This window comes from Sphingomonas sp. BK036, assembly GCF_004216825.1.
Classification (GTDB): Bacteria; Pseudomonadota; Alphaproteobacteria; order Sphingomonadales; family Sphingomonadaceae; genus Sphingomonas.
The window spans coordinates 401,087-417,051 of the sequence record NZ_SGXR01000005.1 but is presented as its reverse complement, the minus strand read 5'-3'; the positions used below and the strand labels follow the sequence as shown (position 1 = coordinate 417,051).

Genomic DNA, 15,965 nt, shown 5'->3' with positions numbered 1-15,965 from the left:
GTGCAGCAGCGTTGCAGGATCGGCGCATAGAGGCAGATCGTTTGCTCTCGCCCATGCGCTGACCGCCGGGCTACTCGAAACCACGGCGGCGATGCCCCAGCGGCGGCGCAGCAGCGTTCGCCCGCATTCTATCAGCAGCGACTCGTCTCCTACGAGAACGCACTCATGCGGTTGATCACCCCTATGCCGGGACGATGGTGCCGCGTGGGGAGAAGCACCGTTATGCGCGAACGGAGAACGGTCCAGCCGGTCCCCGCTCACGACGCCATCGCCCGATCGTCGTGGAGGCGACGGGCCTTGCGCCCGGCGATGGTGAGCAGCACGGCGAGGAGCGCGAAAGCGGCAACATCTTCGGACAGCGTGCCGTGTCGGGGTGTCATCGGTTCCAGCATGGGCGCTGGCAGTGGTCGTTGTGCCGACGCGCCAGCGGCGCTGACGTGGATGCTCGGTGCCGCCGAAGAAGGTGACGCGCCGGTGTACAGCAAGGCAGAGGCTAGCAAGGCATATCGGAAAGTCTTCATGGATCATCCCCACGTGATCTGAAGTCGGTTCTCGCAATAGAAGTGGATTGTACCGCGAGCCCGCCTCTTGGAAATCATGATGATTGGGTGCGGAAAAACCCGAGGGTATTCATTTATACTCTATGAGTTGGATGTGCCGTGCTGACCGGGGTCTGAGCCAATATTCCAGCTGCCCGACCGCGTGCGGGACTTTGCCGAGCATGATGTGGGTGGCATATAAGCCCCCGGACCTTCGGGCGACGCGGAGCCAGAGCACCGGCCACAGCGGCCAGGCGGGGGGTATCGCCCACACAATGTTGCTGAGCACATAGCGAAGCAGCCTCGGATCCTCACGCCCGCGCAATCGCCATGCCTCGGCACCCGCGAACCCGCTGCGACGATTGCGCTGCCACCATTGCTGCCAGCGGGTCATCGCTGCATCATGCACGGTCATGTCATCGGCGATCCGCTCGATCAGCCATCCGTCGCGTCGCAGCCGGTGGCATAGATCGGGCTCTTCGCCCGCGATCAGCGTTTCGCGAAAGCCGCCGACGGCGCGCAGGGCTTCGACGCGCATCGCGGAGTCGCCACCGCAACTCTGCACGAGGCCGGGCGCCCCATCCCATTCCATGTCGCACAGGCGGTTATAGACGGTCGCATCGCGGAACCGTTCGCGGCGACGGCCGAAGACGACCGCGAGATCAGGCCGTGACATGAGTGCGACGGACGCGGCGGAGATCCAGCCTGGCGCGAGTTCGCAGTCGCCGTCGATGAACTGCACGATGCCAATGTCGGGCCATCGCGCCAGCAAGCGCGCGAAGCCGGCGTTGCGCGCGCGGGCCGCGGTGAAGGGACGATTGGCATCGAGCTCGACCGTCTCGACCCCCCTTTCGCGAGCCCAGGCGACGCTCGCGTCGTTCGAGCCGGAATCGACATAGACGATCTGCTCGGTTTGATCGCGGGCAGACGCCAGCGCGCGGTGCAAACGCTCGCCTTCGTTCCGGCCGATGACGACGATCCCAACCATGCGTGAGACCCGGTCCTTGGACGCGTTCTCCGCCGGGCCGGAGGATGCAAACTGTTGCGCCAGCAGCGTCATGGCGTGGTCTTTCGAGCCGTCCGGATCCACCGGCGCTCACGGCGTCCGATCAGCCGGAGATAGATGGGCAGCTTCCAGACGATATAGGCGGGCAGCTGGAGCAGCGTGGTCGCCGGCAGCGCCCGGCGGCCGAACCGCCACCACGCCAGCAGGATCGCGACCGTCATCCAGGCGATTTCGACCCCGATGGTAACGAGAAATCCGAAGCCGCCGCCGGATAAGCCGATGCAAAGTCCCGCCAGCGCCAGCGTGTACAGAATGAGGGTCAACAGCGCGACGGGGGGGACGCAGAGATCGAGCAGTAGCAAGGCCAGCTGCGGGCGGCCGCGGACTGCCGCCAACAGGAGCCGGGCAGCAGAGCGCGTGGCTATGCCGATCGCGCCATGCTCCCACCGCGTGCGTTGCGTGGCCAGTGCGACGCCAGTCGCTGCCGCGCTACGAAAACAGGTTGATTCCGAGAACCGTATCGGAACGCCCGCGATCGCCAGTTCGATGCCGAGTTCCAGGTCTTCGACGATGTTGCCGCTGGCGAGCGGTGCTGCATCGAATATATCCCACGGAAATGCCATCCCCGTGCCCTGCAACAGGGCAGGGGCACCGAGCCTGCGCAGGCCGCGTTGGCGTACGTGGTTCTTTACTAGAAATGCGAACGTCGAAATCGCGGCATTCGGGCCGGGGTGCGGCGCATCCTCGAGCAGGTACAGGCCTTGAATGACGGCCTGATCGCGCGCCGCCGTCGCCGCGAGCGCAGGCAGCGCGCCCGGGTCGGGCAGGCAATCGGCATCCACGACGATCGCGACCGTCGGTGGCGCCGCGCGCAAGACTGCGCGGCCGGCGGCGAGTGCGAAGCCCTTGCCCAGGTCACGATCGCAGTTGCGTGTCACCAGTTCGGCGCCTGCGGCACCGGCGATCGCAGCTGTGTGGTCGGTGCAATTGTCGGCGACGACGATTACACGATCGACGGAACGCAGCTGCGCCTTGACCGCGGCGATCGTAGCCGCGACGCCCAGGGCTTCGTTGTGGGCGGGGATAATGACCGCAAAGGGTGGGGGAGCCTCGTTCGGCGCTGCGACACCGCTGCCGCCTAGTCCGGCAAGGCATTCAGTGCCGAATATCAGCGGGGGGAGAGCGGTAAGGACCGCAAGGACGGTCAGCGCATCGCTCATGCCGCTGCGGCCAGCTCGATCGGGCGACGATGACACGATGTCGAGAGAAGGTCCGCTAGCACGGCGGCGTTCGTCGCTGCATCATGCCGTTCGCGCACGCGGGCATGCCCGGCTGCGCCCCGCGCCCGAAGCATTTCGTCGGTCGCGTCCAGCACTGCGATCATCGCTTCGGCAAGCGCGTTTGCGGAGCCCGCCGGAACCAGCCAGCCGCACTGCGCGTCGACAAGTTCGGGCACACCGGCAACGAGCGTTGCGATGACCGGCCGTTCGAGCCCCAGCGCCTCCATCAGCACGACCGGCAGGCCTTCGGCAAAGCTCGGCAGGATCAACGCGCGGGCAGCGATGAGTTCGTCACGGATTGCAGCACCGCTTTTCGAGCCGAGCAGGTGAACGCGCGAGCCGAGTCCAAGCGTCGCGATCTGCGCGGCGAGTTCCAGCCGCATCGCTCCGTCGCCGATGATCCGCAGACTGACGTCGTGGGTCGCGACGACCGTCGCCACCGCGTCGAGCAGCAGCGACAAACCCTTTTGACGATCGAGCCTTGCGATGCACACGAAGGTCCGCCGCGACGGCGCGACTGTCGGGTCGGCAGGTTGCTCAAGAAACTGCGCGTCGAGCCCGCAGCGAACGACCGCGATCTTCTTCCAGTCCGTGCGCTCGCACCAGCGCATCAGCTGTCCACGCCCGTAGCTCGATATCGCCACGACGAAGCTTGCTTCCGCGATCTTGCGCGGCAGCGACAGGGCTAGCGGTGCATCGAACTCGTCGGGGCCATGGACGGTCATGCTATAGCTGATCCCGCCCAACATCTTTGCCAGGAGGGCGACCGCCGCCGGATTGGTGCCGAAATGCACATGGAGGTGCCGAATGTCGCGCAGCTCCGCCATGCGCACCAGTAGCGCCGCCTCGACGAGGTAGGCGGCATGGCGCATCCATCCCCCACCGGCGGCGCGGCGCAATAGCGTCATCGTCCGCACGGCGCGCCAGAACCGGCTCGGTCGCAGCAACGCCAGCCTCAGTGCCGCCACACACAGGGCCGTTCTGCCGGCATCGAGCAAGACGGTCGTGCGCGACTGTTCGTTCTGGTCTTTGGGGTCTGGCAGGGCACCGATGGCGCGGCGGACGGAAAAACGGGCGATCGGCAGGCCTTGGTTTTCCAGCGCGAGGATCTCTCGCCGAATGAAGCTGTGGCTGACGCTCGGATAGACATTGGTGAGGAAGCCGATCGGCCCTACCGTCATGTCGCCTGTCGCGCCGACGCCTGCGTCTGCGGGTTGCGCGACGGCCGGTTCGACAGCGTGCGACGGTGCGGCCGACAGACGCGCAAGCGTCGGTATGGAATCGATGGCCGGCTGCTCCATCTTTATACTCCCCGCTTCGCCGCCCGGCTGACGCACCCGATGGACGGGCATGCCGCGACACGTCGAACCCTATCGCGGGACCTGCCGGTACGCGCTCCTGCAACCGCAGTGGGCGAGGATATCCTCGATAAACTCCCCCCGAGAACTACGCGGGCGTTGGTCGCAATGGTGACGCGGCGCGGCCGTCCGTACAGTCCGGGGCGATCCAACCATGTCCGGGACACACTGCGTGGAACACAAGCCCGATCGTCTTGAAGATGACGCGTGTTCGACTTTGCGGGTGCTGGTCGTCGCGGAGAATATAGCGCTGCGCTTGAGTGGCGAGACGCTGGTTCCCTATTATTACTTGCGGGGGTTTGCGAACGCCGGCATCGAGACCTGGGCGATCTGCCATGAACGCGTTCGCGACCAACTCTGCGAGGATCTCGAGCCCGAGCAGTTCGACAGGATGACGTTCGTGAAGGACCGAGCGGTCCAACGCGCCCTGTTTCGGATCGGTGCGCTATTTGCGCCGCGGATTGCCGATCTCGTGTTCAACCAGCTCATCGCGATCGTTACGCAATGGTCGATGCGCGCCGCGGTACGCGACCTGATTGAAAGGCAGGCGATCGACGTGGTGTTCCAGCCGACGCCGATCGCCCCGAAGTCGCCCAGCTTCGTGTTCGGGTTCGGCGTGCCGGTGGTGATCGGACCGATGAGCGGCGCGATGGACCTGCCGGCCGCGTTTCGCGATATGGAAGGCGCCGTTGTCCGCGCAGGCATCGCAATGTCACGGTGGCTCGCGACTGGCCTCCACCAGATCATTCCGGGCAAACGCTACGCTGCCGCGTTGATCGTCGCTAACCGTCAGACCCGCGCGGCGCTCCCGCGGGCGATCAAGGGGCGGATCATCGAACTGACCGAGAGCGGGGTGGACCTCGCGCGGTGGATCCCGCGGGACTACCTATCGGAGCGCCCGCCGGGCCCGGTCCGCTTCGTGTTCTGCAGCCGGTTCGTCGACTGGAAGGGCATAGGGTTCCTGGTCGATGCTTTCATACCGCTCGCCCGTGCTGGCGGTCATGAATTGCATCTCGTCGGCGATGGCGAGCTGTTCGACGCGATCGGGCGGCAGATTGGCGAAGCTGGTATCCGTGACGCCGTGACGCTGCACGGGCGTTTGCCTTTGGCTGAGTATGCGGCCTTGTTGCGGCGCTGCGATGTCTACGTGACCCCGTCGCTGCGCGAATGCGGTGGCATGGCGATGCTCGAAGCGATGACCGTGGGGTTGCCGGTGGTCGGCGTGGATTGGGGCGGGGCGGCGCACTACACGACACCGGAGTGCGCGATACTGGTCAGTCCCAGTTCGAAAAGCGCGCTCGTTGCCGGGTTGACGCAGGCGATGCTGGACCTTGCGGCGTCATGTGATCGCCGACGTGCGATGGGCGAAGCTGCGCGACGGCATGTCATCGACGACCACATGACATGGCGTGCAAAAGCCGAGACGGTGGCGGCCATTTTGCGCGACGTCGTTGCCGCGTCGCCGACCGCGCGACCCCGTGCGACGCGGGCTCTGCCAGGCGTGTTGGGGTATCGGCCGCCTGCTTCCACGACAGCGAGCTTGTGATGCGCGACGCGACGCATGCGTGTCGGCGCACCGACCTCGCCTTCTACACGCGCAGCTTGCACAACGGCGGCGTCGACCGGGTCGTCTTCAATCTTGCGGAAGAGTATCGCGATCGGGGGATGGCGGTCGACATCGTCGTCGATATCGACAACGTCCATTCGCCGTTCCGCACGCTGCTGCCGTCCGGGGTAGAGTATGTCGTGCTCGAAGCGCGCGGGCCGATCGCCCGGTTCACCAAGCTGCGGCGCTATCTGCGTCGTGCCCGGCCGCGTGCGCTGATGTGTACCAGCTTCGGCTTTCCCAATATCTACGCCGTGGCGGTACGAAGGCTGTCGGACGTGCCGTTCCGGTTGATGCTCACCGAACATTGCTTTCCCTCGGTCGACGTGGCCGATCCTGGGCCGTTGACGTCGCGCTATTGGTTCTTCCGAATCGCGCGGTTCTTCTACCCCCATGCCGATGCGATCGTGGCCGTGTCGCAGGGAACGGCGGACGATCTGGCCGACGTGATCCGGATCGACCCGCGCACCGTACAATGTATCTACAACCCGATCGTCAGCGATGCACTGCATCGCCAGGCGGAGTCGCCGATCGACCATCGCTGGTTCACGCAATCATCGGTACCGGTCGTGATCGCGGTGGGCAGGCTAGAGCCGCAAAAGGATTTCGCGACGCTGATCCGCGCCTTTGCGCAGGTGGTCCAGACGACGCCATGCCGTCTGCTGATCCTGGGGGATGGTTCGGAGCGTGCGATGCTGTCGCGGCTGGTGGCATCGCTCAATCTGGACGACCTCGTCGAGATGCCGGGGTTCGCGCCCAATCCGCATGCCTATGTCGCGCGCGCCGCGGTGTTGGTGCTGTCGTCGCGCTTCGAGAGCCTGGCCAATGTCGTGATCGAAGCCATGGCCGTCGGCACGCCGGTCGTGGCGACCAACTGCCCGTCGGGGCCAGCGGAAGCGCTTGGCGGCGGGCGCTTCGGTACGCTGGTCACGGTGGGAGACGCGGATGAGTTGGCGGATGCGATGCTTGCGGTCCTGAAGTCGCGCCCGGCGCGCGTGCCGGCATCCTGGCTCGAACAATTCTCGACCAAATGGTCGGCCGACCGTTATCTGGAATCGCTGGGGCTGGTCGCACCATGATGACGGGTATCGCCGCACGGCTGGCCTGTGGCGGCGCGGCGGCCGCGATGGCTCTGGCGGTCGGCATGGGCGACAGCAAGCCGGGAAACGCTGCCGACGCGGTACCGGCGCAGGCCCGGCCGCGTGCTGCAACGGACCTGGGCATCAATCTGTTCGGACTGGAGACCGCCAATCGCGAGCAGGTGTTCTCCGACCTCATCTTGCAAAGCGGCTGGTTCGTCGACACCGGCCATGGCTGGACGCCGATGCCTGCGGACCGGCTCGATCGCAATGGCTGGATCAAGACGTTGCGCAAGGGCGAGGTGGCACCGCGACCCTTGGTCCTGCCGCCGTTACCGTTCGATCGCGTCGCGGTGCGCTGTACCTATACGGGGCAGGGCATACTCACCACCGGCGGCATAGCGCAGACGGTCGGGGGGGCACCGGGCGTGCTCGATCTCGAGCTTCGGTCAAACGCCGCGCCCGACGAAGGCGCGTGGATCCGGCTCGATCAATCCGATCCGGCCGATCCACTGCGCGACATCGACTGCCGGGAAAAAGGCCGGTCCCGGGCCGAGCTTTTCAACCCTGCCTTTATTCGGTCGCTGCACGGTTTTGCCGCGGTGCGCTTCCTCGACTGGCAGCTCACCAATCTCAATCGTCCGGTACATTGGAACACGCGGACGCGTCCGGAAAGTGCGAACCAGATTGGCGGCGACGGCGTCGCGATCGAGACGATGATCGCACTGGCCAATACCGCGCAGGTCGATCCATGGTTCCTGATGCCCTATACCGCGGATGCGACCTATATCGCGGGTTTCGCCAAGCTCGTGCGGGAGCGCCTGGCGCCCGACCGGACGGTCTATGTCGAACTCGGCAACGAGATGTGGAACGACATGTTCGAAGCGACCCGGCAGGCCGCGCGCGAGGGGATCGCCGCGGGGCTGGCGCCAGCGAGCGACGGCGATACAGCCAAGTCACTTCGCTACGCGCAGAAGACCCGCGCGGCGATGCGGATATGGGCGCAGGTCTATGCCGACCGGCCGAACCGGCTGGTCCGGGTGCTGTCGGTTCAGAATGTCGAGCCGGCGATGGCGCGCCTCATGCTGGCCGACAAGGAGACGGCCCGATCGATCGATGCGCTGGCGACCGCGCCGTACATCCATCTGGATATGACCGGGCTCGGCGTCGACGATGTCGATCGGATGTTTACAGCGCTCCCGGCGCAGGTCGACGCGACGATCGGCTATGCGGCGCAGACGCGCGCGCTGGCGCACGACCATGGCAAACGCTTCGTCGGCTATGAAGGCGGGCAGCATCTGGTGACCGGGGACCTCGCGCTCGCGCGGGTGGTGCAGCGCGATCCCCGGACGGAGACGATCTACCGGCAGTATCTCCGGGCATGGCAGGCCCGGATCGGAGATCGACTGATGCTGTACGCCTCGACCGCACCGATCGCGCCTTATGGGGCGTGGGGGCTGAAGGAATATGCAGGCCAACCCGAAACGGAGGCGCCCAAGCTGCGCGCCGTCCATGCCTTCATGGCAGCGTCGCGCTGACTCGACCGTCCGCCTTGCCCGCCTTGATGCTGATCGCCGGGGGGATGCTGGCGCTATGGGCCTATTTCGTGATCAAGCCGGCCCTGTTCGTCGTCATCCTGTCCGGACTCGCGCTGTCGGTATTCTACGCCTGCCTGCGCCGCGAATGGCGAAAGCAGCTCGGCTGGGCACCGGCACTGGTAGCGGTTGCGCTGCCACTGTTCGCCTGGTCGCTGCCCAATGTGTGGCTGCTCTATGCGGCGATGGCGTTGGTGATACCCGTTGCAGCGCGGCGGGATGCACAGATTGCGCCGCTCTACCTCTTCGCGCTGCTGCTGTTGCCCGGGCTCGATACCGTCATCGTGATCGGGTCACTGAAGCTGTTCGACTGTGGCGTCCACGACATGCTCGGGATCGGCGCGCTGGCCCGGCTTGCGCTCGCGGCGCGACGGACGCCGGTCGCGATGCGCTTCGACGTGCCGGCCGCGGCTCTGATCACGCTCCTCGTGTTCGCGATCGCGCGCGACACGAGCATGACCAACGCGCTGCGCGTCACGATCACCATGCTGCTGGACTGCGCGATGCCCTATTATATCCTGAGCCGCGCGGTATCGGGACCTGAGGATGTGAAACGGTGCATGGTGCACCTGGCCGCCGCCGCGGCGATCCTGGCCGTCGTTCTGCTTTACGAGGTTCGCACGTCTTGGCCGGTTTATAACGGGCTGTACAATGCGTATGGCCTGAAGCTGATCCTCCTCGTCAAGCAACGCGGCGGCTACCTCCGCAGCGGCGGCCCGTTCCTCGAATCGACCTCGATCGCGATGGTGATGGCGTGGTGCATCCTCGCCGCGTGGCTCGCGCGCTTTGCGTTTCGAACTCGGCTTTCCCACCGGGTACTGCTTGGCTTGCTGCTGGTCGGCCTCACCGCACCGCAATCGCGGGGTGCGTGGATCGGGCTTCTGCTCGGCACGATCGTCGCGGACCTCTATCGCGGTCGCATCGCTGCGATTGCGGGTAGGCTGGCGGGCGTGGTGGCGCTTGGCGTCGTCATGGTCGCGTTGGCACCGTCCATTCCGTATCTGGCGAACATGCTGGGCAAGTCGGCGGAGACGGCGTCGACCGTCGATTATCGCGCAAGATTGCTGAGCCGGGGCATGGAGGAATATTGGAAGAGCCCGCTCATCGGCTATTCGCAACCCGAGGTCTTGTCACGGCTTGCAGACATGCGGCAGGGGGAAGGGATCATCGACTTTGTGAACACTTATCTGTTCTTCGCGTTGGTATCCGGGGCGGTCGGGGTAGCCTGCTTTATCGCCGCGTTCGTATTCTACATTCGCGGCATGCTGCGGTTCAGGGGCGCGCTGGGTCGGGCGAATCGAAGCCTCGCCGTGCCGGCATTCCTGGTCGCCGGGCTCGTGATGCCGATGGAGATGCTGGTCTTCACCTCGTTCGGGGGGCGCTGCGAGGTGATGGTGTTCGTGCTGTTCGGGCTGGCGGCGGCGCAGATGGCCTTCGTGCAGCCGCCATATCGTCGGCGTCGCGCGTCCTACAGCGCGATCGCGCAGACCGCATAACCCGCCGCTATTCCCATCCCGCCTATCGCGAGGAGGCCGATCTCCTCGCCCAGATGCAACAGCCCGACGCGGTGCAACTGCACCCAGCTGTAGAGCAGGGTCGGCAATTCGAGACCGCCGACACATGCGACGAGTCCAATCGGGCCGGCGGCGAGAAACGACACAGGGCCGAACACCGCGAGCCAGACCAGTCGCGCGATATTGGCGTGGAACGTCATCTCCACCCGGCCGGACGCGGTGAGAACCTCGTTCGCGCTGTAGGTCGCCAGCGCCAGAAAGGGGGTGAAGGCGAGCAGCCTGAGATACAGCGCGGCCTGCGCGTATCGTCCGTCGTAGAGCACAGCGACGAGCAGGGGGGCGCCGCCGATCAGTCCACCCGCCGCCGCCATGTACAGCATCGAAACCGTACGGCGCTGCTGGTAGAACACGGTGCGCAACCGGTCGGGCGTCTCGCGCCACGTCTTGGCATAGGTCGGATAGAGGACGCGGTTGGCATAGCTGACGGTGAACGACATCGGCGCCAGCGCCAGGTTGGCCGCGAGCATGTACAAGCCCAGCATGTCGAGGGGCAGGATCCGCGCCAAGACGAGCTTGTCGCTTTGCATCAATACCATGCTGATGATGCTCGACCCCGTGACGAACCGGGCAAAGCGCCAGAGTTCGCGCGCATAGTCCGCGTCGTACGCCATTCTGCGGCCCGACTGCGTGAACATGACGTAGCTGAGCGTCGTTCGTACCGCGCTGGAGATCAGCATCGAGGCGACGATCGACCAATAGGTCCGCCAGACCAGCGCCAGGGCGATTGCGGCTGCGACCTGGACGCAGGAGCCTATGATGTCGAGCGCGCTCAGTCGTGCAACCTGCCGCTCGCGCAGCGCGGTCACGAGCGACAGCGAACTACAGCCGTCGATCAGGAACTGGATCGCCGATACCGCCAATGCCGGCGCGATGACGGGACGGTGAACGAGGTTTGCGATCGGTGTCGCGAGCATGACTAGGACGAGGGTCAGAACCGCCGCGCGGACCAGGCGTATGGTCCAGATCACGTCGAGAAACCGGCGCTCGGCTCCATCGCGGTGCCGGATGACGAAGGCCTGAAAACCGAGATCCGAGATCATCGACAACACGAACGCGATCGAGCTGATCAGGCCGACGGTGCCGAAGGCTTCGGGCATGAGCAGCCGGGTGAGGACGATGCTGCTGGTCATCCGCAGGACGTTGCTCGCGATGACCGTGCCGACGACGATATTGGTGTCGCGCAACAAAAGCTTGGCGATGGTCCGACGGAGATCGCGCGACGGTGTTTGCTCTACCGAAACCGGCTCGACCGAACTCGCGGTCATCGTTGCCGTCGGGCGGCTAGGACGTCGCGGTAGAAGTCGAGCATCCGCGCACCGATGGCATCGGCAGAGAATGTCGTGCTGCATTGCCGCCACGCGTTGAGCCCTGTCTGGGCGGCGGCGTCGGGGTGATCAAATACCCAGGCGATGCGCGCGGCCATCGCGGCGGGGTCGTCGATCGGTGTCAGCCAGCCGGTAAAGCCGTCTTCGATGATCTCGTCCGCGCCGGGCCACCTCGTGGAGATGAGCGGGCACCCCGCGGCCATCGCCTCGACGGCGGCATAGGGGAAGTTTTCCCAACGCGAGGCGACGACGGTGACGAACGCGCGTCGTCGCAACGCCTGGATCGCTGCCGGGGTGAGCAACCCGTGCACGGTTATCCGGGCCATGGCCTGCGGGCTGGTCCGCTCACGGATCAGGTCGAGGTAGCGGATGACAGAACCGTCCGCGCGCTGCGCACCGCCGTCGGGGCCGACCAGGATCAGCTGTGCGGTTGGCCGGATTGCCAGCAGCTGTGCGAAGGCGGCGACTAGGGTGTCCGCGCCTTTGACGAGATCGATCCGGCCTACGCACAGGATCGTCTCGGGCTCGCAGTGCCTTACGTCCCACAGCGCGTCGCGGTCGACGGCGATGACCGGGTTGGGAATGGTGCGCATCTGCGGGCAGGTGCAGCGATACCGGGTGCGTATCGCGCCCAACACCGCGGCGGTCGGCGCGGTCAGCGCGGTCGCGCGCTGGATCGCACGACCCTCGGCACGCTCGCGATGGACCTTGTGGTGGGCGGGAATGAGCGCGTCGGCACCCTTGGGCTTGAGACATTGCGGACCGTGCAGCCGGGTGACGATTGGGACATCCAGGCGCCGTTGGATACTGCCCGACCAGCCAAAACTTTCCTCCATCTCGATCAGGTCGGTGGCGACCAGCGTACTGGCGTGCCGCATTTCGCCGGCCAGCCGGCGCGCGATGAAGGGGTGGTGGCCCAACCGGCGATCGAGCCGCGAAATCAGCCGCGTCGCGAACGGACCATGGCGGCTCGGTACGTGTAACGGGCGCGTCGTGCCGTCGCTCAAATGAAGCATGCCGTCGGTCAGCACCGAGACCTGATGACCCTGTCGGAGCAGGTAATCCCGGATGACCGAGACATAGGTCACGATGCCGTTCGCGACACCCGCAGGCGGCCAGGCGGGGGAGTAATAGGTGATGTGCACCATCCGCACGCTCCAGCATTGCAATAGACTAGCCGCGGCGCTGCGGCGCGTGGTCCTAGACTTCAGCCGAAAGCGGTGCCGCGTGAATTGGCAAAACACAGGAGGGAAAGTACGTCTGGACGACCATGCCGGGGAATGGCCTAGTCTGTGCGTGCCCCGTCGTTCCCGGATGTTCGACGGCGCGTCTCTTTTGCGGAGCTGGACGATGGCGCTGTTGAACTTTGCGGACGTGCGCGGATACAGGGCACTCGACGCGCAGGCGTGTCGCGTCGCGGGATCCGCCTTGACGGAGCGTTATGCCAGTGCGTCGCCCTTTCCGCATATCGCGATCGACGACTTCGTTCCGCGCGAGATATTGCAGGAGGTTGTGACCGACTTTCCTGCTCGACGGGAGCAGACCGCATTCGACCGGCATCAGGAGCGGCTGAAATACCAGTTCTCGCCGCAGCAATGCGGGAGCGCGGTGATCCGTAACCTGTTTGCGGAGCTCAATTCGGCAGCGTTTCTCGGATTTCTCCAGGAACTCACCGGGATCGACGGGCTGATCGCGGACCCGTATTTCGCGGGGGCGGGCCTGCATGAGACGATGCCGGGCGGGCATCTCGGCATCCATGCCGATTTCAACCGGCACCGGGCGATGAACCTGGAGCGACGGCTCAACCTGCTCATCTATCTCAACGACGATTGGGACGACGACTATGGCGGTGCCCTCGAGCTTTGGGACAGCCGGATGACGGCGTGCGAACAACGGATCGCGCCAATCCTGGGCCGCGCGGTGATCTTCAACACCGACCTCGACAGCTATCATGGTCATCCCGATCCGCTCGCCTGTCCGGTCGGACGATCACGGCGATCGATCGCGACCTATTATTACACGGTGCCCAGGAACGCCGACTTCGGCATCGAGCGCGAGACCCAGTTTCGTGTCAGGCCGGTCAGCGACGACAGGCGGGATTGGAAGATGATCCTGCACCACGTCATGCAGGACTGGACGCCGCCGGCGTTGCGCAAGGGGCGTCGGGGGGCGCTGCTCCCGCGCTTATTGAGCCGCTAACGCGTCTTCGCGCGCGCCGAGCCGGGCGTCGATCACTTCGGCGACGCGCAACGCGTTGGCGATCACGGTCAGCCCGGGATTCGTACCGCCGCTGCTCGGCATGAACGAGGCATCGACGACATAGAGGTTGTCGAGGTCGTGGACCTTGCAATTGCCGTCGAGCACGCTCGTGGCGGGATCGTGCCCGGCACGACACGTGCCGCAGGCGTGGCCGAAATTGAGCTGGACGTCGGTCTGGAGAGGCACGATGCGGAGGCCGCGCAGGAACCGTCGGGTCAGTCGGCGTGCCTCCCGAGCGCGACGTCGCAGCTCGTCCGTCACGGTATAGACGACGGTGATCCGACCGGGATCGCGGGGATCGAAGACGATGCGATTGTCGGGATAGCCGAAGTCCTCGACGATCATGACGAAGATCGAGGCCTCGCCGAACAGGCGGCCGGCGACCAGCGCGACCAAACGCAGCAGGCGCCTGAGGGAGCGTAGATGTCGCAAGCGGCTGGTGTCGAACCAGTTCTGAAGAAAATGCTGCACATTGTCGACCGTGGCGCGGAGTCCGGTCGACTGGATGCTGCCCAGGCGCTGGCCGGCATGGTGGTAGAGATCGCGAAACCCGATCGTCTTGCGCGGCCCTGCCGTGCTGGCGGCGCGACGCGCCCACACCGCGAACCATTCATTGGCATGGAACATCAGGTTGCGGCCAACCTGATCCGATCCGTTGCCCAAGCCGCTCGGCCATTGTGGACTGCGCGATGCAAGGAGGATCGCGGGGCTGCGATACGCGCCTGCAGCCAGCGCCACCACGCGGCCCGTCACGCGATAGGTCGTCTCGCCCTGTCGGTACACGACGCCGGTCGCGCGTTGGTCATCGGCTTCGATCCGCTCCACCTCGGCCTCCGACACCAGCCGGGTGTCGCCATGGGCTAGCGACGGTTCGACGCAAACCAAGCGGGCGTCCCGCTTGCACCGTGCCGGGCAGACCGTGCCGCCGCACTCGCCGCATCCCGGACCATAGCCGATGCCGACATGCAATCGATAGGGATGCAGCCCGGCGCGGCGAAAGGAGTCGGTGAGGGACCGGTCGATCTCGCTCGCTGCAGGGGGCGTGAGCATCGCTGGCGAGGCGTGCTCGGCCAGAGGATCGGGCGTACCCATGACGCGGTACAGGCGCTCGGCCGCGTCATAATGCCGACACAGGTCCTCCCAGGCGAACGGCCAGCCCCCGGTCGGATGCGGCAGGCCGGGCATCGACTCGATGTCGCTGCGCGCAAACCGCTCGAGCGCTGCGGCGAAGAGCAGCGACGATCCCCCCGCGCCACAGCCGAGCGGCGGGTAGACGAGGCTTTCGCGCCCGTCGATCGTCACCGTCATCCGCTCGGGCCAGCGCCCCGCGGCCATACGCTGCTGCGGATCGTCGATCGCGTCGGCAAAGGGGATATCGTGCCGCGCGTGCTCGGGGCCGCGTTCGATGAACAACACGCTGCGACGCTGATCGGACAGCGCGTGACCCAGTGTAGCGCCGCCGAGGCCGGCCCCGATGATGACGATATCCCATACGTCGCCCTTGCGGGGGGACGGACCGTCAACCGTCACAAGCCATGCCCGTGAAACTGCCGCCAGTGATGAAACACCGAGACGATCTGTGGTCCCTCGACAAGGTATCGGCGCCACAGGCGGGCGGGGTTGGTGGCGAGACGGTACAGCCACTCGAGCGACATCTGCTGGACGAACACGGGCGCGCGCGTCTGTTCGCCGACCAGGAAGTCGAGGCTGGCCCCGATGCACAGCGCCAGTCCGGTCGCCTCGCCGGTTCGCGCGATATCATAGGCGAGCAGTTCCTGCTGCGGGGACCCTACCGCCAGAAAGACATAGCGCGCCTGTGCGGCGACCACGAAATCGACCGCGTGCGCGCGCTCGGTGCGATCATGGATGAACCCCATCGCCGGATTATGGTGGAGCAGATCCGTAAAGCTGTAGCGTTCGCGGAGCTTGGCGATCAGCGCCGGACTGCCCCCGACCACGGCGATCCGGTCCGATCGGGACATGACCGTTGCGAACATCGCCTTGGTCAGATCGCTGCCGGTCGTGATGGGCAACTGCATGCCGGCGAACGTCGCCAGTTTCGCGAGGATCCGGCTGTCGCACAGGGTCATCCAGGCGTGGCGGTATGCCGGCCAAACGTCCGAGCGCGTGCACGACAGGCGGACGATGTGATCGACGTTCGGCGTTACGACATAGGCGAAGGGCGCCGATGCGGCCCGGGCGCGGATAGCCTGCAACGCCCTCTGGTCGTCCAGGCAATCGAAATTGAGCCCCAGAAGCTCGACGGTGTCACTCTCGGTCCCCTTGGCCATGCGTTCCTCCCTTGCCTCGACGCGCTGCCTTGAAGGACGGTGACGATCTGTGG

The 15,965-nt window shown here is 65.8% G+C and carries 13 protein-coding genes; 5 read left to right on the top strand and 8 right to left on the bottom strand.

All coding sequences use genetic code 11. From position 1 onward, the window contains the following. Window positions 1-257: 257 nt before the first annotated feature. The 4 genes from EV283_RS19570 to EV283_RS12100 form a co-directional block, all read right to left on the bottom strand. Window positions 258-380 (bottom strand): hypothetical protein, encoded by a 123-nt coding sequence (locus EV283_RS19570; RefSeq protein ID WP_278044214.1) that lies wholly within the window; start codon window positions 378-380, stop codon window positions 258-260. A gap of 250 nt (window positions 381-630) precedes the next feature. Then, a complete protein-coding gene (locus EV283_RS12110; protein WP_130325664.1) occupies window positions 631-1,599 on the bottom strand; it encodes a glycosyltransferase family A protein in 969 nt (322 codons plus the stop codon). Next, window positions 1,596-2,765 (bottom strand): glycosyltransferase family 2 protein, encoded by a 1,170-nt coding sequence (locus EV283_RS12105; RefSeq protein WP_130325662.1) that lies wholly within the window; start codon window positions 2,763-2,765, stop codon window positions 1,596-1,598. The genes EV283_RS12110 and EV283_RS12105 overlap by 4 nt, the downstream gene beginning before the upstream one ends. Further along, window positions 2,762-4,177 (bottom strand): glycosyltransferase family 4 protein, encoded by a 1,416-nt coding sequence (locus tag EV283_RS12100; RefSeq protein ID WP_207223119.1) that lies wholly within the window; start codon window positions 4,175-4,177, stop codon window positions 2,762-2,764. Before EV283_RS12100 ends, EV283_RS12105 begins: the two co-directional genes overlap by 4 nt. Window positions 4,178-4,406: 229 nt before the next feature. Between EV283_RS12100 and EV283_RS12095 the strand changes: the two genes are divergently transcribed. The 4 genes from EV283_RS12095 to EV283_RS12085 are packed head-to-tail and all read left to right on the top strand — an operon-like array spanning window position 4,407 to window position 9,959. Beyond that, a complete protein-coding gene (locus EV283_RS12095; RefSeq protein ID WP_207223118.1) occupies window positions 4,407-5,729 on the top strand; it encodes a glycosyltransferase family 4 protein in 1,323 nt (440 codons plus the stop codon). After that, on the top strand, window positions 5,729-6,868 hold the full coding sequence (locus EV283_RS12090) for a glycosyltransferase (RefSeq protein WP_165391772.1): 1,140 nt from the start codon (window positions 5,729-5,731) through the stop codon (window positions 6,866-6,868). Before EV283_RS12095 ends, EV283_RS12090 begins: the two co-directional genes overlap by 1 nt. Beyond that, window positions 6,865-8,406 carry a hypothetical protein gene (locus EV283_RS19170; RefSeq protein ID WP_165391771.1) on the top strand — a complete coding sequence of 514 codons (1,542 nt, stop codon included), beginning with the start codon at window positions 6,865-6,867 and terminating at the stop codon, window positions 8,404-8,406. Before EV283_RS12090 ends, EV283_RS19170 begins: the two co-directional genes overlap by 4 nt. Window positions 8,407-8,432: 26 nt before the next feature. After that, a complete protein-coding gene (locus EV283_RS12085) occupies window positions 8,433-9,959 on the top strand; it encodes an O-antigen ligase family protein (protein ID WP_165391770.1) in 1,527 nt (508 codons plus the stop codon). On the opposite strand, the gene EV283_RS12080 is transcribed toward EV283_RS12085, so the two are convergent. Together EV283_RS12080 and EV283_RS12075 are read right to left on the bottom strand one after the other, a co-directional pair. Next, window positions 9,932-11,302, bottom strand: a complete 1,371-nt coding sequence (locus tag EV283_RS12080; protein WP_165391769.1) for an oligosaccharide flippase family protein — start codon at window positions 11,300-11,302, stop codon at window positions 9,932-9,934. The genes EV283_RS12085 and EV283_RS12080 overlap by 28 nt on opposite strands. Beyond that, window positions 11,299-12,510, bottom strand: coding sequence for a glycosyltransferase family 4 protein (locus EV283_RS12075; protein ID WP_130325652.1), 1,212 nt, complete (start codon window positions 12,508-12,510; stop codon window positions 11,299-11,301). Before EV283_RS12075 ends, EV283_RS12080 begins: the two co-directional genes overlap by 4 nt. 202 nt (window positions 12,511-12,712) lie before the next feature. On the opposite strand from EV283_RS12075, the gene EV283_RS12070 reads away from it, so the two are divergent. Then, a complete protein-coding gene (locus EV283_RS12070) occupies window positions 12,713-13,561 on the top strand; it encodes a 2OG-Fe(II) oxygenase (RefSeq protein WP_130325650.1) in 849 nt (282 codons plus the stop codon). Here EV283_RS12070 and EV283_RS12065 read toward each other — a convergent pair. Together EV283_RS12065 and EV283_RS12060 are read right to left on the bottom strand one after the other, a co-directional pair. Further along, entirely contained in the window at window positions 13,547-15,151 is a 1,605-nt protein-coding gene (locus EV283_RS12065) for a GMC family oxidoreductase (protein WP_165391768.1), read from the bottom strand. The genes EV283_RS12070 and EV283_RS12065 overlap by 15 nt on opposite strands. Beyond that, window positions 15,148-15,912, bottom strand: a complete 765-nt coding sequence (locus EV283_RS12060) for a WecB/TagA/CpsF family glycosyltransferase (RefSeq protein WP_130325646.1) — start codon at window positions 15,910-15,912, stop codon at window positions 15,148-15,150. Before EV283_RS12060 ends, EV283_RS12065 begins: the two co-directional genes overlap by 4 nt. Window positions 15,913-15,965 lie beyond the last annotated feature (53 nt).